The 19,289-nt window shown below is 67.2% G+C and carries 17 protein-coding genes; 10 read left to right on the plus strand and 7 right to left on the minus strand.

The genetic code is table 11. The annotated features are described in order from the left end of the window. Nucleotides 1–130: 130 nt before the first annotated feature. The 4 genes from OLX23_RS12325 to OLX23_RS12340 are packed head-to-tail and all read left to right on the plus strand — an operon-like array spanning nt 131 to nt 5,323. Nucleotides 131–862 (plus strand): CoxG family protein, encoded by a 732-nt coding sequence (locus OLX23_RS12325; RefSeq protein ID WP_264445295.1) that lies wholly within the window; start codon nt 131–133, stop codon nt 860–862. Continuing rightward, nucleotides 862–1,737 carry an FAD binding domain-containing protein gene (locus OLX23_RS12330; RefSeq protein WP_264445296.1) on the plus strand — a complete coding sequence of 292 codons (876 nt, stop codon included), beginning with the start codon at nt 862–864 and terminating at the stop codon, nt 1,735–1,737. Before OLX23_RS12325 ends, OLX23_RS12330 begins: the two co-directional genes overlap by 1 nt. After that, complete coding sequence (locus tag OLX23_RS12335; protein ID WP_264445297.1) at nt 1,734–2,237, plus strand: (2Fe-2S)-binding protein; 504 nt, start codon at nt 1,734–1,736, stop codon at nt 2,235–2,237. Before OLX23_RS12330 ends, OLX23_RS12335 begins: the two co-directional genes overlap by 4 nt. Continuing rightward, nucleotides 2,234–5,323, plus strand: coding sequence for a xanthine dehydrogenase family protein molybdopterin-binding subunit (locus tag OLX23_RS12340; RefSeq protein ID WP_264445298.1), 3,090 nt, complete (start codon nt 2,234–2,236; stop codon nt 5,321–5,323). The genes OLX23_RS12335 and OLX23_RS12340 overlap by 4 nt, the downstream gene beginning before the upstream one ends. Before the next feature lies 1 nt (nt 5,324). On the opposite strand, the gene OLX23_RS12345 is transcribed toward OLX23_RS12340, so the two are convergent. From OLX23_RS12345 to OLX23_RS12360, 4 genes are all read right to left on the minus strand, one after another. Next, nucleotides 5,325–6,566, minus strand: coding sequence for a cytochrome P450 (locus tag OLX23_RS12345; protein ID WP_264445299.1), 1,242 nt, complete (start codon nt 6,564–6,566; stop codon nt 5,325–5,327). A gap of 270 nt (nt 6,567–6,836) precedes the next feature. Next, complete coding sequence (locus OLX23_RS12350) at nt 6,837–7,889, minus strand: phosphotransferase family protein (protein ID WP_264445300.1); 1,053 nt, start codon at nt 7,887–7,889, stop codon at nt 6,837–6,839. Nucleotides 7,890–7,928: 39 nt separating this feature from the next. After that, nucleotides 7,929–8,873, minus strand: a complete 945-nt coding sequence (locus tag OLX23_RS12355) for an aldo/keto reductase (protein ID WP_264445301.1) — start codon at nt 8,871–8,873, stop codon at nt 7,929–7,931. A 139-nt stretch (nt 8,874–9,012) separates the two neighbouring features. Beyond that, nucleotides 9,013–11,133: a TonB-dependent receptor plug domain-containing protein gene (locus OLX23_RS12360; protein ID WP_264445302.1), complete on the minus strand. Its 2,121-nt coding sequence runs from the start codon at nt 11,131–11,133 to the stop codon at nt 9,013–9,015. Nucleotides 11,134–11,243: 110 nt separating this feature from the next. On the opposite strand from OLX23_RS12360, the gene OLX23_RS12365 reads away from it, so the two are divergent. The 3 genes from OLX23_RS12365 to OLX23_RS12375 are packed head-to-tail and all read left to right on the plus strand — an operon-like array spanning nt 11,244 to nt 13,303. Then, on the plus strand, nt 11,244–11,786 hold the full coding sequence (locus tag OLX23_RS12365) for a homogentisate 1,2-dioxygenase (RefSeq protein WP_264445303.1): 543 nt from the start codon (nt 11,244–11,246) through the stop codon (nt 11,784–11,786). A gap of 18 nt (nt 11,787–11,804) precedes the next feature. Continuing rightward, on the plus strand, nt 11,805–12,758 hold the full coding sequence (locus tag OLX23_RS12370; protein WP_319641314.1) for a cytochrome c peroxidase: 954 nt from the start codon (nt 11,805–11,807) through the stop codon (nt 12,756–12,758). Nucleotides 12,759–12,772: 14 nt separating this feature from the next. Further along, the gene (locus OLX23_RS12375; protein ID WP_264445305.1) at nt 12,773–13,303 is read left to right on the plus strand and encodes a DUF2478 domain-containing protein; all 531 of its coding nucleotides are present in this window, start codon (nt 12,773–12,775) and stop codon (nt 13,301–13,303) included. Between the two features lie 36 nt (nt 13,304–13,339). Here OLX23_RS12375 and phaZ read toward each other — a convergent pair whose 3' ends face one another. Further along, nucleotides 13,340–14,590, minus strand: coding sequence for a polyhydroxyalkanoate depolymerase (phaZ, locus tag OLX23_RS12380; RefSeq protein WP_264445306.1), 1,251 nt, complete (start codon nt 14,588–14,590; stop codon nt 13,340–13,342). A 152-nt stretch (nt 14,591–14,742) separates the two neighbouring features. Beyond that, nucleotides 14,743–16,413: a PHA/PHB synthase family protein gene (locus OLX23_RS12385; RefSeq protein WP_264445307.1), complete on the minus strand. Its 1,671-nt coding sequence runs from the start codon at nt 16,411–16,413 to the stop codon at nt 14,743–14,745. A 367-nt stretch (nt 16,414–16,780) separates the two neighbouring features. Between OLX23_RS12385 and OLX23_RS12390 the strand changes: the two genes are divergently transcribed. Next, nucleotides 16,781–17,221, plus strand: coding sequence for a phasin family protein (locus tag OLX23_RS12390; protein ID WP_264445308.1), 441 nt, complete (start codon nt 16,781–16,783; stop codon nt 17,219–17,221). A 68-nt stretch (nt 17,222–17,289) separates the two neighbouring features. Here OLX23_RS12390 and OLX23_RS12395 read toward each other — a convergent pair whose 3' ends face one another. After that, nucleotides 17,290–18,177, minus strand: coding sequence for an amidohydrolase family protein (locus OLX23_RS12395; protein ID WP_264445309.1), 888 nt, complete (start codon nt 18,175–18,177; stop codon nt 17,290–17,292). 110 nt (nt 18,178–18,287) lie between these two features. Here OLX23_RS12395 and OLX23_RS12400 point away from each other — a divergent pair, with 110 nt between their 5' ends. Both OLX23_RS12400 and OLX23_RS12405 read left to right on the plus strand, forming a co-directional pair. Then, the gene (locus tag OLX23_RS12400) at nt 18,288–18,749 is read left to right on the plus strand and encodes a c-type cytochrome (protein ID WP_264445310.1); all 462 of its coding nucleotides are present in this window, start codon (nt 18,288–18,290) and stop codon (nt 18,747–18,749) included. A gap of 23 nt (nt 18,750–18,772) precedes the next feature. Next, nucleotides 18,773–19,273, plus strand: coding sequence for a VOC family protein (locus OLX23_RS12405; protein ID WP_264445311.1), 501 nt, complete (start codon nt 18,773–18,775; stop codon nt 19,271–19,273). Nucleotides 19,274–19,289: the final 16 nt, after the last annotated feature.

Below are 19,289 nucleotides of genomic sequence, written 5' to 3' on the forward strand. Positions count from 1 at the left end.
CAGTTGCGAGACACTATAGCTCTTATCCCTTTGACAGCGTCGCTGCAGCCAGCCATCTAGGCCCCAATAAATGTTGTCGGTTCCCGCCTGCGGGAGGGGCCGACGGCGGACGGTGGAGGCAGACTATCTCATGGAAATGAAGGGCGAGCAGAGGATCGCGGCACCGCGCACCAAGGTGTGGGAAGCGCTCAACGATCCCAATGTCCTGCGGCAGTGCATCCCCGGCTGCCAGACGCTCGACAAGGTCGGTGACGATCGGCTCGAGGCCGTCGTCGAGATCAAGATCGGCCCGATCGGCGCGCGCTTCAAAGGCGCGGTGACCATCTCCGACGCCAAGCCGCCGGAGAGCTACAAGATCAGCGGCGAGGGCCAGGGCGGCACCGTCGGCAATGCCAAGGGCGGCGCCAAGGTCCACCTGACCGAGGTCGATGGCGGCACCCTGCTGGCCTATGAGGTCGAGGCGCAGGTCGGCGGCCGTCTGGCGCAGCTCGGCGGGCCGATCATCGACGCCACGGCCAAGCAGCTCGCAGGCAAGTTCTTCACCAAGTTCGGCGAAGTCGTCGAGGGGCCTGCCGCGGCTCCCGCTGCGACCGCGCCTGTGGCTTCCGCCGCTCCGGCCGCACCCGGTGCTGCGCCTGCTGCTGCACCGATCGCAGCGCCGCAGTACGTCGCCGTTCCGGCGCCGCTCCAGCCCGTCGGCACGCCGTGGATCTGGATCGTGGCGACCGCGCTGGCGCTGATCTCTGGCTTCCTGATCGGCCGCAGCGACGCGGGCGAGGTCTGGATGATCGTCGGCCTGCTCGCGCTGCTGGTCACCGGCGTCGCGGGCTTCCAGGCCGGCAAGCGCAGCGGAGGCCGCTGATGAAACCCGCACCCTTCGACTATGTCGCGCCCGGCACCGTGGCCGAGGCGCTCGACGTGCTGGCCGAGGCCGGCGGCGGTGCTACCCTGCTCGCCGGCGGGCAGACCTTGATGCCGCTTCTGGCGCTGCGCATGAGCCAGCCTTTCATCCTCGTCGACGTCAACCGGATCGAGGGGTTCCGCGGGATCAGCCATACGGCCGAGTCCACGCGCGTCGCCGCCGGCACGCGTCAGGCCGTGGCCCTGGCCGATGCCGAGATGAAGGGCGCGCAGCCGGTGTTCAACCTGGCGCTCAGCCATGTCGGTCACTACCAGACGCGCAATCGCGGCACGATCGGCGGTTCGGTCTCGCTGGGCGAGCCCGCGGCCGAAATGCCCGCGACCGCCGTGGCGCTGGGCGCCGAGATCGAGATCCATTCGCGCGATCGCGGCACGCGCCGGGTCAAGGCCGACGAGTTCTACCTCGGCCCCTACATGACCGTGCTCGAGCCCGACGAACTCGTCACCGCGATCCACTATCCGCGCTGGGGTGCCGACGCGGTCACCGTGTTCCGCGAAGTGGCGCAGCGACCGGGCGATTTCGCGCTGGTCGGGCTCGTCGGTCGGGTCGCGATCGAAGGTGGCAAGATCGCCCGCGCCGGGCTCGCCTGGTTCGGCATGGGGCCGACCCCGATCAAGGCCCGCCAGGCCGAGCAGGCGCTGATCGGTACGGCGCTGTCCGACATCGATCCGCGCGGCATCGCCGAACTGGCGATCGCCGATACCGATCCCTTCACCGATCACCACGCGACGGCGCATTATCGCCGCACGGTCGGCCGCCGCATCTTTGCGCGCACCTTGGGCGAAGCCCTCAATATCCAGCAGGCAGCAGCATGAGCGAGCACGCGATCGAGGTTACCATCAACGGCCGGCCGGTTTCGGGCCGTGTCGAGGCGCGCAAGACGCTCGGCGATTTCCTGCGCGTCGATGCGGGCTTTACCGGTACGCATCTCGGCTGTGAGCACGGCGTCTGCGGTGCCTGCACGGTGATCGTGGATGGCCTCGCCGTGCGTTCGTGCCTGATGCTCGCGGTCCAGGCCGACGGCGCCGAAGTCACGACGATCGAGGGGCTGGCCGCCGAGGACGGCACGTTCCACCCCGTTCAGCAGGCTATGCGCGACAACCACGCGCTCCAGTGCGGCTTCTGCACCCCGGGCGTGGTCTGCACGATGGCGGCGCTGACCGCCGACGACGCCAAGCCTAGCGAGGACCAACTGATCGCCGCGATGTCGGGCCACCTGTGCCGCTGCACTGGCTACCAGGGCATCCGCCGCGCGATCCGCCAGCTCACCGGCCAGCCGACCGGCGTCGCTGCCGATCATGGAGAGCACGCATGAACGCGCCGACCGGCCTTGGTACCGGTGCGCAACGCCTGATCGGCAAGCGCGTCACGCGTAAGGAAGACGGCCGCCTGCTGACCGGCAAGGGCACCTTCGTCGACGACGTAGCGGTGCCCGGCATGCTCCACACCGCGTTCTATCGCAGCCCGATCGCGCGCGGCAAGATCCTGTCGATCGACGTCGAGGAAGCGCGGAGCCTGCCCGGCGTGGTCGCGGTCTATACGGCCGAGGACCTGAAGAAGCGCCCGGTCGTGTTCCACACCTTCTACATGACGCCCGGCGAAGTGCCGATGGGGCCGCTCGCCGAAGGCGACGTGCGCTATGTCGGCGATCCGGTCGTCATGATCGTGGCCAAGGACCGCTACGTTGCCGAGGACGCGGCCGGTCTGGTCGTGGTCGAATACGACGAGGAAGATCCCGTTGTCACGATCGCCGACGCGCGCAAGGGCGCGGTTGTCCACCCGACCACCGAATCCAACGTCGCCCAGGTCATGGGCATCGAGGACGACGAGGATATCGAGGAGGAGCTCGCCAAGGGCGCGCACCTCGTCACCAGCACGGTGATCCACCAGCGCATCGCGCAGTCGCCGATGGAAACGCGGGGCGTCGTTTCCGATCCGCGCGGCGAGGAAGAGCTGGTCGTCCACATCACCTGCCAGAGCCCGCAGCTCGTGGCGCGGTGGCTGTCGCTGGCGCTCGGCCTGCCCGACATGTCGATCCGCGTGCTCGCCAAGGACGTCGGCGGCTCGTTCGGGCTCAAGAACCATCCCTGGCGCGAGGAAGTGGCGGCGATCGTCGCTTCTCTGCTGCTGTCGCGGCCGGTCAAGTGGACCGAGGATCGGCTCGAGGCGCTGACCGCCTGCAACCAGGCGCGCGAGCAGGAAATGACCACGCGCGTCGCCTTCGACAAGGACGGCAAGATCCTCGCCGCCCATGCCGACTATTCGAGCAACAACGGCTGCTACCCGCAGGGTGCCGACGCCAATGTCGCCGTGCACATGTTCATGTGGGTCGCCTATCGCGTGCCCGTGCCGGGCTTCATCACCCGCGCCTGGTACTCGAACACGCCGGGCCTCGCCGCCTATCGCGGGCCCTGGGCGATGGAATCGCTGGCGCGCGAGGCGCTGTTCGACAAGGCCGCGCGGCAGATGAAGATCGACCCGGTCGATCTGCGCCGCAAGAACCTGATCCGGCGCAGCGAACTGCCCTATTCGACGGCCGCGGGCATCCCGGTCGACGACATGAGCCCGGCCGAGTGCTTCGACAAGCTGCTCGAGACCTTCGACGTCGCCAAGTTCCGCCGCGAGCAAGCCGAAGCGCGCAAGCAGGGGCGCTATCTCGGCCTCGGCCTCTCGGCCTATGTCGAGCCGACCGGCTCGGCTGGCTCGATGGCGCCGATGACCGGCGAGCTCGCGCAGCTGCGCGTCGAGCCGACCGGCAAGGTCACGGCGATGATGTCGACCCACAGCCAGGGCCACGGCACCCAGACGACGATGGCCCAGGTCATCGCCGACCAGCTCGGCGTGCCTTACGAGGACGTCACCGTGTTCGAGGGCGACAGCTCGCGCGGCGGCTTCGCGCCGGGCGCGGCGGGCAGCCGCCAGGCGGTGCTCGGCGGCGGCGCCTCGATCAAGGCGTCGAAGCTGCTCAAGGAAAAGATCCAGGCGGTCGCCGCGCATCTCTACAACGCCAATCCCGAGAGCGTCTCGATCGAGAACGGCATGGTCAAGATCGCCGGCGCCGAGGAGATGACGCGCAGCCTCAAGGAGGTTGCCGAGATCGCCTATGGCGAGCCTATGCGCCTGCCGCAGGGCATGGAATCGGGGCTTGAGGCGCAGTACCGCTATCTGCCGCCGCCGATGACCCTGACCAGCGCCGCGCATGCCTGCGTGGTCGAGGTCGACGTCGACACGGGCTTCGTCAAGATCCTGCGCTGGCTGTGCAGCGAGGACTGCGGCATGGTGATCAACCCGGCGGTGGTCGAGGGGCAGGTCGCCGGCGGGCTTGCCCAGGCGATCGGCCAGGTCCTGCTCGAGGAAGTCCACTACGACGAGCGCGGCAATCCTACGGCGGCGACCTTCAAGGACTACATGCTGCCGGCGATCACCGACGTTCCGGACTTCGAGTACATCCATTCGAACATCCCGGCGAACAACGAAGGCGGCTTCCGCGGCGTGGGCGAGGGCGGCGCGATCGTCGGTCCGCCGACCTTGTTCAACGCCATTGCCGATGCACTCTCGCCCTTCGGTGAACTGCCCGTCTCGCTGCCGGTGACGCCGTCGAAGATCCTCGATTTCGTCGAGGGCCGCAGCGACGAGGCCGAGGCGACGCCGCCGCCCGTCGCCGGCACACCCGAGCCCGCGTTTGACGCCGAGGCGCCCGGTGCTTCCGCCGTGCTGTCCGGGGCGCTGCCTCTGAGCGTCGATGGCGAATGGCAGGTGACCATGCAGCCGCCGGTCGGGCCAAAGCAGGAAATGGTCGCGACCTTCCGCACCGAGGGCGGGGTGCTGACCGGACAGCTCGCGGCGCCCGAGGGCACGCAGGAGTTTTCCGGCACGGTCGAAGGCAACCGGCTTAAGTGGGAGATGAAGGTCACCCAGCCGATGCCGATCACGCTCAAGTACGACCTGACGATCGAGGGCGACACGCTTGCGGGCACGGCCAAGCTGGGCATGTTCGGCAAGGCCAAGGTTTCGGGCGAGCGCATCGGCGGTGCGGCCGCAGCACCTACTCCCGCTCCCGCGGCGGCACCGGCTCCCGTGGCCGAAGCGGCGACCGGCCCGGCGGCGATCGACGGCAACTGGGACGTGGTGATGAAGCCCCCGGTCGGCCCCGAGCAGACGATGGTCGCCACCTTCCACACCGATGGCGGCACCTTGACCGGCAAGCTCGACGCGCCTGAGGGCGCTCAGGAGTTCTCGGGAACGGTCGAGGGCAACCGGCTCAAATGGGAGATGAAGGTCACCCAGCCGATGCCGATCACGCTTAAATACGACCTGACGATCGAGGGCGATACGCTCTCGGGCACGGCCAAGCTCGGCATGTTCGGCAAGGCCAAGGTCCAGGGGACCCGGGCGGGCTGATTCAGAGTGCGGGTTCGGCCTCGGCCGAATCGCGCACCGCCTCGAAGGCGATCGGCAAGCCCTTGAGCCCCCAGACCCCGTAGAACGGCCGCCAGGTCGAAGCGCCCGTGCGGCGCGGGTTGCGGATGCGCTGGGCGATCTGGTGCAGCCCTTCCTCGATCTGCGCGCGGGCGATGAACTGGCCCAGGCATATGTGCACGCCCATGCCGAAGGTGATCGGCCGCTTCTTCGCCTGGTCGCGCTCGGGATCGAATGTCGCAGCGTGGTCGATCGCCGGATCGCGGCCCGAGATCGAGACGGGGAAGAACAGCATGGTCCCGGCGGGGATCAGCACGTCCTTGTAGGTGATGTCCTTGGTGACGATGCGCGGGATCGTCGAGGTGGTCAGGTAGCGGAAGTTCTCCTCGCTGACCTTCTTGCACCAGGCCAGGTCCTCGGCGCAGCGCTGGTACATTTCGGGCCGGTCGATCAGCGCGTCCATCATCAGGGTCAGCGCGTTCTTCGAGGTGTCGTAGCCGGCGACGAATAGGAAGATCAGCAGGTCGTAGAGCTCGCGCTCGGACAACTGGCCCTCGTCGAGCGTGGTGAGGAGCACTTCGAGCATGTCCTCGCCCGGCGCCAGCCGCGCCTTGCGCCGCTCGGCGACGATCTCCTGTGCGAAGGCGTCGAGCACTTCGGTCGCCTGGTTGAGCTGGGGCAGGAAGGCCTTGTCCATGCTCATCGACAGGCCCAGCGCCTCCATCGACGCGCGCAGCGACGCGATCGCGCCTGTCGGCGCGCCGATCAGGCTGCACATCACCGTGATCGGGAAGTAGGAAGCGAAGTCCTCGAAATCGAACTCGCCCTTGGGCACCCATTCGTCGAGCAGTTCGGCGATGACCTTGCGCATCAGTGGGCGGTGCTTGTTCGCCTGCTGCGGCGTGAAGGCGGGGGCGAGCACGGCGCGGATGCGCTTGTGCGCCTCGCCGGTCTGCGCGAGCAGGCTCTCGTGCTGGAAGCGGCCCCAGGGCGTACCCTCGGCCTCCATGATCCGCAGCACGTCCTGGTACGAACCGGTCAGGCTGTGATCGAGCCAGAGCAGGTCGCGCATCGCGTCGTACTGGTGGACGACGTGGCCGAACTCGCAGGCCGCGAGCCAGGGGTGGCTCTCGCGCGCCTTCTCGAGTTCGGGCCAGGGGTTCGCCGAGAAGGCGGGCGCCGCCATCGGCAGGTCGTGGAGCTTCAGGTCGGCCAGGGTCTGCACGGCATCCTCTCCCTTTGTTTTGCCAAACCCTTAGCATTTCTGCCGGGGCAAGGGGAGGGGAGAGGATGGAGAGGTGCGGCGTTTCGTGTCAGATTTGGTGGCAGGGTTGCGCTTGGCCACCCTCAGCCAAGCTTCGCTAGCCGCTGCCGCGGCAAGCTGCGCTATCCTTCTCCCGCCAGCGGGAGAAGGGGCGCTCTACCCTCTCCCGCTGGCGGGAGAGGCAGCGAGACTTGGTGAACGCAGTGAACCTAGTCGCAGCGGTGAGGGTGGCTACAGCCCCAGCTTGTCCTTCAGCGCCGCATGGTCGGGCTCGGGCCAGCCCCAGATCTTGCTCGTGCTCACCGAGAGGCAGCCGGTCTTGAAGGCGGTGAAGTCGAGATACCAGTCGAGGTCGTCGACCGAGATGCCGGTGATCTCCTGCCACAGCGCGATCGTCTCCTCGCGCGTGCCCATGCCGTCGAGGTGCGGCTTGTCGGCGGTCTTCTCGTGCGCGAAGGCCGACATCTGCAGCCACCAGGCGAGGTCGTGCAGCGCGCCGCCGAGCGAGGCCTGTTCCCAGTCCATCACCGCGACGACGTCGAAGTTGTCGTCGAACATCATGTTGCCGATGCGCGCGTCGCCCCAGACCAGGCCCTCGGGCTGGTTCTTCGGCCAACGCGCCTTGAGATGCTCGCGCGCGGCGTCGAGCACGGGCCAGCGCTTTTCCTGGCTGACCCATTCGACGAAGCGGTCGTACTTGTCCCATTCCTGATCGAGGCCAGTCAGGCCGCTCGTCTGGCCGGGCAGGCCGGCAAGGAACGGGACCTTGTCGAGCGGGGTTTTCTGCGTCAGCGCCAGGTTGCGCACGCCGCCTTCCCAGAAGCGGCGACGCTGCGCCGGCGTCGCCTCGGCGACCCAGCCGTTTTCGCGATAGGGCGGGAAGGTCACGGCGACGCGGCCGTGGAGCTTCTTCATCACGAAGAACGGCGCGCCGACCAGCGCGGGATCCGCTTCGAAACCGATCGTCTCGGCCACGGGGACGATCCGCTCCTCGTGGAGCACGCGCATGACCTGATACTGTTCCTCGAACAGGTCGTCGGGATAGACTTGGTTGGCGTCGGGCTTCACGCGGATGACGTAGCCTTCCTGATGCTCCTTGCCGCCCTGGCTCCAGCTCGCGTCGAACAGGATCGTCTCGTGGCTGCGCCCGGCGCCGCGCGGATAGTCCATGTTGGCGATCTTGAGGCCGGTCGCACCGGGCAGCTTGCTTTCCATCCAGGGCACGATCTGCTCGGCCATTTCGGACAGGTCACGAGTGCGCGGGGCGACGATCTGGTCGGACATCTGTTTCTCTCCTGGGGAATTTTTATACGCCTGAAATTGTTACGCCGATGCGGCGTCGAGCTGCGCGAGGTCTTCGGCGGTGAGCTTAAGCTCGACCGACTTGAGGATGTCGCCGAGCTGGCCGAGGCTGGTGGCGCTGACGATCGGTGCCGAGACCGACTTGCGCGTCAGCAGCCAGGCCAGCGAGACCTGCGCGAGCGTCGCGTCGTGGCGCGCGGCCACCGTATCGAGCACGTCGAGCAGCGCGAAGTTCCGCGGTGTCAGATAGCGCTGGACGGTGCCGCCCCGCGCGCGGCCTTCGGCGTCGTCCTTGGAACGGTACTTGCCCGTCAGGAAACCGCCGGCGAGCGAGAAGTAGGGGATCGTGCCGATGTTCTCGGCCAGGCAGAGGTCTTCGAGCGGGCCTTCGAACTCCTCGCGCGCGGCGAGGTTGTAGTGCTGTTCGAGCACGCCATAGCGCGCACGACCCGGGCCTTCGGCCGCCACGGCTTCGCGCAGTTGCTCGGCCGAATAGTTCGAGGCGGCGGCGTGGCCGACCTTGCCTGCGTCGATCAGCGCCTGGAAGGCTTCGAGCGTCTCGGCGATCGGCGTGTTCACGTCGGGCTGGTGCGCCATGTAGACGTCGATGTGGTCGGTCTGCAGGCGGCGCAGCGAGGCTTCGCAGGCGCGCGGCAGGTAGTCGCGGCTCAGGCCTTCCATGCCTTCGCCCATCGGCAGGCCGCCTTTGGTGATCAGCACGACCTTGTCGCGCACCCCGCGGTCTTTCAGCCATTCGCCGATCACGGTTTCGGACTCGCCGCCCTCGAAACCGGGCAGGTGGCGCATGTAGAAATCGGCGGTGTCGATCGCGTTGAACCCGGCCTCGAGGAAGGCGTCGAGGATCGCGAAACTCGTCTCGCGGTCCGCGGTCCAGCCGAACACGTTGCCGCCGAGCACGAGCGGCGCGATCGCCACGCCGGTGCCGCCCAGCTTGCGCATCTGCATCAGAATCTCCCGTTCTACTTTGCGCGCAGCCTTAGGCGAGCCGCGCCCCGATTCAAGCAAAGTCGCACGGCCTAGATGCAAAACGGGCCGGAAATGCTCCGGCCCGTGTGTAATGTTGCGGTTTGTGTCCGGGGCGGCGTCAGTACCGCGCGCGGATGCTCGCGAAGAAGCTGCGGCCCGGCTCGGGGAAGCCGTCGGTCAGCGTGTAGTTGCGGTCGAACAGGTTGCGGCCGCCGACACCGACGGTCAGGAAGTCGGTGACGTCCCAATCGACGCGCAGCGCGGCAGTGACGTAACCGCCGGTCTGGTAGTAGACCGGTGCCAGGCCGTTGGCCGAAGCCGGGGTGACCGTGGTGCGGCCCGAGGCGAATTCGAGCTGCGGCAGCACGTTGATCGTCGGCACCGGCCGGAACGAGACCCAGGCAAAGCCCTTGTGGCCGGGGACGTCGGTCAGTTCGAACGGACGGATCAGTCCGCCAGTGGGCGGGGTGCCGACGTCGAAGTCGCGCTTGATGTAGCTGTAGTTGACGCCGGCCTGGAACACCGAGGTCAACTGCGCGCTGAGCGACAGCTCGCCGCCGTAGTAGTCGGCACTGCCGTAGTTCTCGCGGCGATTGAGGTTGGCCGGCGTGCGCACCGAGACCAGCGCGTCGGTCAGGTGGCTGTAGAACAGCGCGCCTTCGACCCGGATCGGGCCGAACGAGCGGCTGCCGCCGAGCTCGACATTGGTCGCGCGCTCGGGCTTGAGGTTCGGATTGGCCTCGGCCGTGCCGAACTGGCTCGAGAAGCGCTCGAACAGCGTCGGGAAGCGCGCGCGCGACGAGACGCTGAGGTGCAGCGCGGTGCCGTCCTGCGCCCAGTCAAGCCGGCCCTGCGCGTTCCAGGCAGAGGCGTTGCGCAGCGCGAAGGAGTACAGGCGGCTGGCACCGGTCTGGCCGAGCGGCACGCCGAATTCCTCGGCGCGGTCGGTGTCGCGCCAGTCGAAGCTGCCGCCGACCGTCAGGCTCAGCGCATCGTTGAAGGCAAGGCGGTTCTCGATCGCCGCGCTCCAGGTGCGTTCGGCGCTGACCTGGACGGGTTCGGGCGTGGCACCCGCGACGCCGGGACGGCTGGTCTGGGTCTCGGTATGCTCGTCGTGGCGATAGTGGAAGGCCAGGGTCAGCGTGTCGCGCGGCGCGAGGTTGACCGCGAGCTCGGCCGAACCGCCATAGGCGGTGTCGTCATAAGGACTGTCGAACGAGCGCGGCAGGGTCTGGCTGTTCTGGTTGCGGTTGTCCCAAGAGCGCAGCAGGTTCTTGTAGGTGTTCCAGTAGGCGCGGGTCTTGAGTGTCGCCTGGTCGCTGAGCGCGGTGGTCGAGAGGAAATAGACGCCCTCGATGTTCCAGTAGGGCCATTCCCAATTGCGCAGTGAGACGCTGTTGGTGTCGGTGACGTGCAGCGGCGCGTTCTTCGCGCCTTCCTGGCGCGTGTAGCTGATCGCATATTCGTCGGTGGCGTTGGGGGTGAAGCCGGCCTTGACGTTGACGCGCCAGTCGCTGGTGCGGCTGAAGTCGCGCTCGCCGCCGTCCTCGTTGGCCGGGACCGTCGGGGTGAAGCCGCCGGCGAGCGTCCAGTGATCCTGGAAATTGCGCGAATAGGACGCCTGTGCGTACCACTGGTCCTGCTTGGTGCCGAGCAGCGCGAAGACGTTGTAGCCGGCATAGTCGGCATCGCGGTCGAGGTTCAGCGTGCCGCGGACCTCGGCTTCGATTTCCTTGGTCGGCTTGCGCGTGACGAGGTTGACCGCGCCGCCCATGCCGCCGGGGCCGTCGAGCACCGAGGCATAGCCCTTGGCGACCTGCAGTTCGGCGATGTCGGGGGTCAGGAAGCGGCCGAAGTCGAGGCGGTTGTCGGCGGGCAGGTAGACGCGGATGCCGTCGATCGACAGCGGCACCTGGAACCGGTCGAAGCCGCGCACGAACAGAAGGCGCTCGTTGCGCGAGCCGCCGCTGTTGCCCGCGGTGACGCCGGGGATCAGGTTCGCGGCATCGTCGAGCGTGTTGCGGTTGAAGGCATAGATCGCCTCGGCGGTCAGCGTCTCGCCGCCGATCGCGATGCCTTCCGGCTTTGCGCCGGTGACGACGATCTGGCCCAAGGTGAAAGTGCCGTTGCCGGTTTCCCCAGCCGGAAGAGCTTCCGCGGGTTGGGCCTCATCCTGGGCAAAGGCCTGGCTGGACAGGCCGAGCGCGAGCACGGATGCGAAAGTGGCGAGATGGCGCACGAAAACCCCCTGAATTCTGTATTGTGGTTAAGGCATTGTGGTTCTTGGCGCGGTCCTATATTTACGGAGATATAGCTATGCAAGGCGGGATGATGACACGCGGAATTATCGTGAAGGCTGTGGCAATCGTGTCGCCGCTGATGCTTTCGGTCGCGGTTCAGGCGCAAGATCACATGCACGATCATGCGCCCGCCGAACCGGCCAGGACTGCCGAACTCGAATGCCGCGCACAGACCCCGCCGACCGGCGAACTCGCGCCCTGGACCAGCCCGATTCCGTTCGAGGCCGGTAGCGTCGTCGATACCGCGCCAGGACTGGCGGTCGGCCAGGCGGCGAACGTGACGCTCAAGCCCACGCCGGAAGTGCGCTATGCGCTGCGACCCGAGAAGCCCGGCGGCTCGGTCAGCTTCGGTGGCCTGATCGCGCTGAACGTGGCCGAGGCGGGCACCTTCCGCGTCGCGCTGAGCTCGGGCGCCTGGATCGATCTCGTGCAGGACGGCAAGGCCGTGACCTCGACCTCGCACGGCCATGGCCCCGCCTGTAGCGGCGTGCGCAAGATGGTCGACTTTCCGCTGAAGCCCGGTCGCTACACCTTGCAACTCGGCGCCAATGGCGCGCCGCAGATGACCGTGCTGGTCGCGCGTCTGCCCTAGGTCATGCGTCTCGCGCTGTTGGCGCCCCTTGCCGGGCTGGCGCTGGCGGGAGCCAGCGCGCCGGCCTGGCACTGGTCCTCGCCGCGGGGCCTGGGTGCGCCGGAGGTGCCTGCTGACAACCCGATGACCTCGGCCAAGGTCGAACTCGGCCGGCGGCTGTTCTACGACGCCGATCTGTCGCTCGACGGCACGATGTCCTGCGCCACGTGCCACGAGCAGCACCGCGCCTTCGCCGAGGGCAACCGCACCCATCCGGGCGTCACCGGTGAGGCGGGGTGGCGCAACGTCCAGGCGCTCGCCAACGTCGCCTGGTTCACCCGACTGACCCACGCCGATCCCAGTCTGGCCTCGCTCGAAGGCCAGGTCGCGGTGCCGGTGTTCGGCACGCACCCGGTCGAGATGGGCATGACCGGACGCGAGGCCGAGCTGGCCGCGCGGCTCGGACGCGACGACTGCTATCGCGCGCAGTTCCGTGAGGCCTTTCCCGAGACCGAGGGGCGGATCGACGAGACCACGATCGCCAAGGCGCTCGCCAGTTTCGAGCGGACGCTCGTCTCCTTCGGCAGTCCGCACGACCACGGCCGGCTGCCGCACGCGGCGCGGGGCGGGCGAGCAATCTTCGCGCGCGATTGTACGGGCTGTCACGCGGGGCCGCTGTTCACCGACATGGCCTATCACCGCCTCGCGGAGAGCACCCCTGCCGATCCGGGGCTTGCCGAGAAGAGTGGCCGCGTCGAGGATCGGGGCAAGTTCCGCACGCCGTCGCTGCGCAACGTTGCGCTGACCGCGCCCTATTGGCACGATGGGTCGGTGCCGACGCTCGAAGCGGCCCTCGATCGCCACGAAGGCCGGCGCTACAGTCCGGAGGAGAAGGCATCCTTGCTCGCCTTTCTCGATGTGCTGACCGATCGCGAATTTGTCGAGCGCAAGGACCTGGCCTTGCCTATGACCGCCTGCGGCAAGCCGCTGTGACCGAAGGATTCGAGATGGCCGAAACGACGAAATCGATAGCGATCGTCCAGGGCGCGGCGGGTGAGGAGATCCAGCGCCTGCTCGCCGAATTCGTCGCGCGGCATCGCGGCGAGGCGCGGATCGTCGGTCTGATCGAGGCCAACGACGAAGCTGGCGGCCCCGACCGCCAATGCGGACCGGGCATGCTGCTGAGCTTGGCAGATGGCCGGCGCTATCCGATGTTCCAGGATCTTGGCGCCGGCTCGGACGCCTGCGCCTTCGATCCCGAGGGCGTGGTCAGCGCTGCCGATGCCGTAGCCGGGCAGATCGCGGCGGGCTGCGATCTCGTCGTGCTCAACAAGTTCGGCAAGTACGAGGCGGAGAACCGCTCGGGCCTCGTCTCGGCCTTCCAGGCGGCGATCGTTGCCGAAGTGCCCGTGCTGACCTCGGTCTCGCCGCGCCAGGCCGAGGCCTGGGACCGCTTCGCCGCGCCGTTCTACACCACCTTGACGCCCGAGGCGGAAGCGCTCGACGCCTGGTGGCAGGAGCAACGCGCCAAGGTCTAGCACCTGTCCTCCCCTTGCGGGGAGGACAGGCTCGGATCACTGCGTGACCGGGATCTCTTCCTTGGCCTCGACGCCGATGGCCTCGTGGATGAAGTCGCGGATCACCGGGTAGATGCTGCTCTGGAACTTCGAGCCCGAGAACACGCCATAATGGCCGACGCCGGGCTGGATGTAGTTCTTGCGCTTGTTCGCGGGGATGCCGCTGAACACGTCGTGCGCGGCCTCGGTCTGGCCCGGCGGGCAGAAGTTGTCGTTCTCGCCCTCGACGGTCAGCAGCGGCAGGTCCTTGACCTTGGCGAAATCGACCAGCTTGCCGCGGTATTCCATGATCCCCTTGGGGATGTGGTGCTCGAAGAACACCTTCTTGAGCGTGTCGAGATAGAAGCCTTCGGCCATGTCGAGCACGGCGAAATACTCGTCGTAGAAGTCGCGGAACTTCTGCAGCGCCACTTCGTCGCCCTTCATGGAGTTCTTGGGGAACTGGCCGTACTGGCGGATGTGCGGCTTGGGGTTGAGCGCGATGAAGCCGCTCAGCTGGTAGAAGCCCGGATAGACGCGGCGGCCCGAGCCCGGATAGCCCGGCGGCACCTTGTGGATGTTCAGCGTCTTGAACAGCTTGAACGGCACCTTCTCGGTCAGCTTGGTCAGCACGTTGGGGCTGACGCGCGTGTCGATCGGTCCGCCCATCAGGGTCAGCGTCGCCGGCTTGTGCTTGGCCTTGCGCGCCTCGAGCACCGCGGCGGCGACCATGGCCGGCGGCGCGGCCTGGCAGGTGGCGACGACATGGGTGTCGGGACCGAGCACCTCGAGGAAGGTCATCAGGTGTTCGACATAGCCGTCGAAGTCGAACTCGCCCTCGGACAGCGGGACCTGCTTCGCGTCCTTCCAGTCGGTGATGTAAGTGTCGAAATCGCGCGTGAAGCCGCGGATCGTGTCCTCGAGCAAGGTCGCGTGATGGCCCGAGAGCGCCGCGGCGATCAGCACCTTGGGCTTCTTGGTGCCGTCTTCCAGGTTGAAGCGCAGCAGGTCGGCGAAAGGCATGCTGTGGACGACTTCGGCCTCGACCACGACGTCCAGGTCGCCGACTTCCTCGAACACCTGATAGGCTTGCTTCGGATAGTCCTTGAGCGCGCGCGCCGGAAGTTCCCAGGCGGTTGCGAGCGCGCGCATGCCGATCGTGTCGCGCAGCGGATTGCGCTCGTCGCGGGCGAACTGCTGCCCCTTGTCGAGCAGCCAGGCCATCGGCCGCGTGCTGCGGCGCAGCGTCTCATAGGCAAGATAGATCAAACCACTAACCCCTAATCTGCCGGGCACTGCTCCCAGCAAGCTCCACCGGAAGGTAGCATTCCTTCCTTTCGGAGACCTGCGCTCAGGGCCAAGGTCATCTACTTACAGGATTGCTAATATATGCTGCACTGCAGCGCAAGCAAGCTAGTGAGCTACTGTGTCACATATTCGCCAGGGGCGCTGATTCCCGCGGGAAACTTCTTCGAGCCGAGCTGCTTGGGCGACGGGACGCGCTTGCCGCTGCGCTCGGCGACCCATTTGGCCCAGCCCTGCCACCACGATCCCTGCTCGCGCGTGGCGCTTTCCATCCAGGTATCGGCGTCCGGCGCGGTGCCCGCGCCGATGAAGTGGTGCGCCTTGGGATTGCTCGGCGGATTGACCAGCGCGGCGACGTGGCCGCCGTTGGACAGCGCGAAAGTGCTGTCGCCGCCGAGGAAGGTGCAGGCCTGGTAGCAGGCCTTCCACGGCGTCAGGTGATCGGTCACCGCGCCGACGATGAAGTTGTCGCACTTGATCTCGCCGAGATCGATCGGCGTGCCCATTGCCTCGAAGGCGCCGGGTTCGACCAGCAGGTTCTCCTCGAAGATGCGCAGGAAGTCGCTGTGCAGCTTGGCGGGGAGGTTGGTGTTGTCCTTGTTCCAGGCGAGGATATCGAAGGCTGAAGGCGTATCGCCCATCAGGTAGTTGTTGACCCAGTAGTTCCACACGAGGTCGTTGGGGCGCAGCCAGGTGAACACCTTGTGCAGGTCGCTGCCCGGCAGCACGCCCTTCATCTCGGTCTGCGCCTTGGCCATGGTCAGCGCCGCGGGGAAGCGGAAGGCGCCGATCGAGGCATCGACCTTCCAGTTGAGCATCGTCACGCAGAGCGCCAGCGTGTTGATCATGTCGCCGCGGCCCTTCTGCGCGAGATAGCCGGCGACGATCGACGAGAGGATGCCGCCTGCGCAGAACGAGATCAGGTTGATCTTCGGCGTGCCCGTGATCAGCGCCACGGTCTCGACCGCCTCGAGCGCCGATTCGATGTAGTCTTCGAGCCCCCAGTCGCGATGCTCGGGCTGCGGGTTGCGCCACGAGACGACGAAGTGGTTGAGCCCCTGGCTCACCGCATATTCGGCGAAGGAGCGGCCCGGGGCGAGGTCGGTGAAATAGAAGCGGCCGATCTGCGGCGGGATCAGCAGCACCGGGATCTCGTAGACCGTGTCGCCCTGCGGCGTGTACTGGATCAGCTCGAACATCTGGGTCTTGTGGACCACCTTGCCCGGCGTCACGCCGAGGTTCTTGCCGACCTGGAACTTCGAGGCGTCGACCTGCGAGGGCATGCCCTCGTTGTTGAGCCAGTCGTCGACGAAATTGCGGAAGCCCTTGGCGACGCTGTCGCCCTTGGTTTCGATCGCGCGCAGCGCCGCGGCAGGGTTGCCGATCAGCGTGTTGGTCGGCGCGAAGGCGCTGGTGACGATGTCGGCGGCGAGCTGCGCGCGCGCCTTGTCGTCATCGGCGAGATCGTCGGGGATCATGTTCTGGACCGCCTCGGTCATCGCCAGATAGGCCTGGCTCAGGCGGCGGTAGAACGGGTTCTTGGTCCAGGTCTCGTCCTGAAAGCGCCAGTCGCGTGCATCGGGTGCGATCTTCGACTGGCCGAGCGCGATGTCGACGAACTGCTGGTAGAGCGCCATGTTCTGCTGGAACAGCGCGAAGGGATTGGCCGCGCGCATATAGGTGGCGAAGGGGCCGTCCAATCCGAACAGCGACGAGGGCAGCCCCCAGGTCGAACCGCCGTCCTCGTTGCGCGTCTCGGTTTCGTTGCGCTGCGATGAATCGGCCATGCTCAATCCTTTCCCTCTGCTCGCGCGCGCCTGCTCGGCGGCGTCGCTCGGATGCTATCATGCTAGCAGAGCGGCGCCCATGGGGAAGCCCTTGTGAAAGCGTCGGTTCAATGACGATTGCTGCAGCAAAACCGACGTTTGTGCGCGGGCTTGGCAGCCGCCGCCGAGGTTTCGCGACGATGCTGCCGGAGGGCGATCCGGGCAGCTTATGTTGCACTGCACAAAATGCTTGACAGGCTGCGTAAAACGCTTATTGTGCACTGCAACATCGGCGTCGTCGTGATGGTTGTTCCGACCATCGCGGGCGGCGCCTTCGCTTCTCTATCGACGTTTCATCGATCAATCCGTTTCGAAAAGGACTGCCCAGATGACGACCCGTACCGCCAAGGCCAAGAAGGCCACCGTTCAGTCGATCAAGGCTGAGGTTCAGGACAAGGCCAAGGCTGCCTACGCCAAGGGCGCGGCCGTTGCCGGCGAACTCGGCACGATGACCAAGGCCAATGCCGCGGCGCTCGTCGTCTCGGGCAAGATCCTCGGTGCCGGCCTCAAGACGATCGGTGAAGACTCGGTCGCCGACGGCAAGCTGGCCGCCGACACCTTCATGGCCGACCTCAAGGCCTTCGCGGCGGTGAAGTCGCCCAAGGAATTCTTCGACCTGCAGTTCAAGGTCGCCAAGCGTAACCTCGACACCGCGGTCGCGCTCGGCGGCAAGAACGGCAAGGCCTTCGGCAAGCTGGCCAGCGACGTCGCTGCGCCGATCGCCGGCCAGGCCAAGGCCAACGTCGCCAAGCTGCGCGCCGTCGCCTAAGGCCTTTCAGGTTGCATTACCGAGGCCTCCTTTCCCGAGCGGGAGAGGGGGCCTCTTTGCATTTGAGGTCAGGCGGGCCAGTCGAGCCAGCGGCGTGCGGTTCCACCCAGCACCGCGGCACGTTCGGTCTGGGTGAGTTCGGGATTTCCAGCGATCGCGAACAGCAGCTCGGCCCAGGTCTCTCCAGTCTGGTTGGCCGATATGTCGCTGGCCCACATCACCCGGTCCGCGCCGAAGGCGTCGATCGCCGCGCGCAGGTAAGGCCGGGCCGCCAGGTTGGGATAGCCGGCGGCGTCGAAGCTGACCGGCGCGTGCGCCCATTTGAGCGCCACCTGCGGCCAGTCCGCGGCCTGCAGCACGCGGGAGAAGGCCTGTTCGTGCGGCTCCTCGGCGACCTGGCGCCAATGCGCCTCGCTGTCGGGTCGTCCCTCCATCTGCGCGATGATCGGCCAGAGCTGCCGACCGGGCGGCATGCCGCAGTGGCAAATGACGATGCGAATGTCGGGGAAGGCGCGGACCCCGCGCTCGAGCAATTGCGTCTGGCCGGCGAGGTGGACGAAGACCGGCAGGCCTGCGTCGCTGGCGAGGCCGAACATCGCATCATAGACGCCGCCGACGAAATCGGCGAGGTCGGCGCGGGTCATCCCCGGCGAAACACGCAGCGCGCGGACATGCGCGGCATCGCGCGCCAGGCGGATCACCGCGGGCAGTTCGGGATCGCGCGGATCGACCCGGACCAGGTAGGAAAAGCGACCCGGATAGGTCCAGGCCGCCAGTTCGGCCGTGGGCGAGGTCGTGCGCGTTGCGCCGTTGGCCAGGCGGTAGAACGGCTCGCCCGGCGTTCCCATCCAGTATTCGTCGATCAGCGCCGCGGCGATCCCCAAGGCGTCGAGCGCGGCGACCATCTCTGCGGCTCCGCCCGGTCCCAGGTGCACCTGGCTGTCGACGATATCCATCGGCACTCTCCCCTTTGCGTGTCGTTGGGAATATCGTGGCACGGTTCAGCACGCGTTTACATTGGTCAAAAATTGAACTAATTTTTCCCGCAAGCCAGATCGGAGAATTCATGTCGTCGTCTTCGCGTTTTCGCTTCCTCGCTCCCTTCGTCCTCGCCGGTCTTGCCGCGCCCTTGCTTGCCGCGCCGGCCGATCAGGTGCGCACGCGTGTCGATGGCTATCGCGAGCTCGGCGCCGCGTTCAAGGCGGTCAACGATGGCCTGCGCGGGCCTTCGCCGCAGACCGTGCTGATCCAGATGTCGGCGCGGCAGATCCGCAACGCCGCCACGCAGCAGTACAACTGGTATCCGGCCGGCAGCGGACCGCAGGCTGGGGTCAAGACCGCGGCCAAGCCCGAGATCTGGACCCAGGGCGCGCGCTTCCGTCAGCTGCAGGACGGCTTCGCCGCGCAGGCGACGGCTTTCCAGCGCGCGGCTGCTGGTGGTGACGCTGCGGCGATGCGTACGGCGGCGCGCAGTCTCGGTGGTGCTTGCAAGGCCTGCCACGACCAGTTCCGCGTCGAAAAACCATAAGACGACGAACAGAGGGAGAGAACATGACAGGCAGGATTATGATCGCCGCGATCGCGGCGTCGCTTCTCGGTGCCGCGGCGCCGGCCGTGGCGGAGGCTCCGGTTGCGGCGCCCGCGACGTCGTCGGGGTCGCTGATCGGCCCGGCGCTGCATGTCAGCGACGTGGCGCGCGCGCTCAAGTTCTACGTCGACGGGCTGGGTATGAAGGTGGGGCTCGAGATGGGGCCGCCGACGCGCCACGAGACGATCCTGACCTTCGGCGGCGATCCGCGTCAGCCGGGGATCATCCTGCTCTCGGACAAGACCGCGAAAACCCCGCCGGTGATTGCGCAGAGCAACGGCTACGATCGCACCGTGCTGCGCATCGACGATCTCGCCGCGACGGCCGGCCGGCTGCGCGCCGCAGGCTTCGCGCCCGGCGAGATCCGCGACGTCGCCATGGGCTATCGCATGATGATGGCGACCGACGCTGACGGCTATCGCTACGAATTGGTCCAATCGGCACCGCGCAAGCCAACCCCCTGACGCGCGGTCGCCGTCG

It is taken from the genome of Novosphingobium sp. JCM 18896, assembly GCF_025938095.1.
Taxonomy (GTDB): Bacteria; Pseudomonadota; Alphaproteobacteria; order Sphingomonadales; family Sphingomonadaceae; genus Novosphingobium.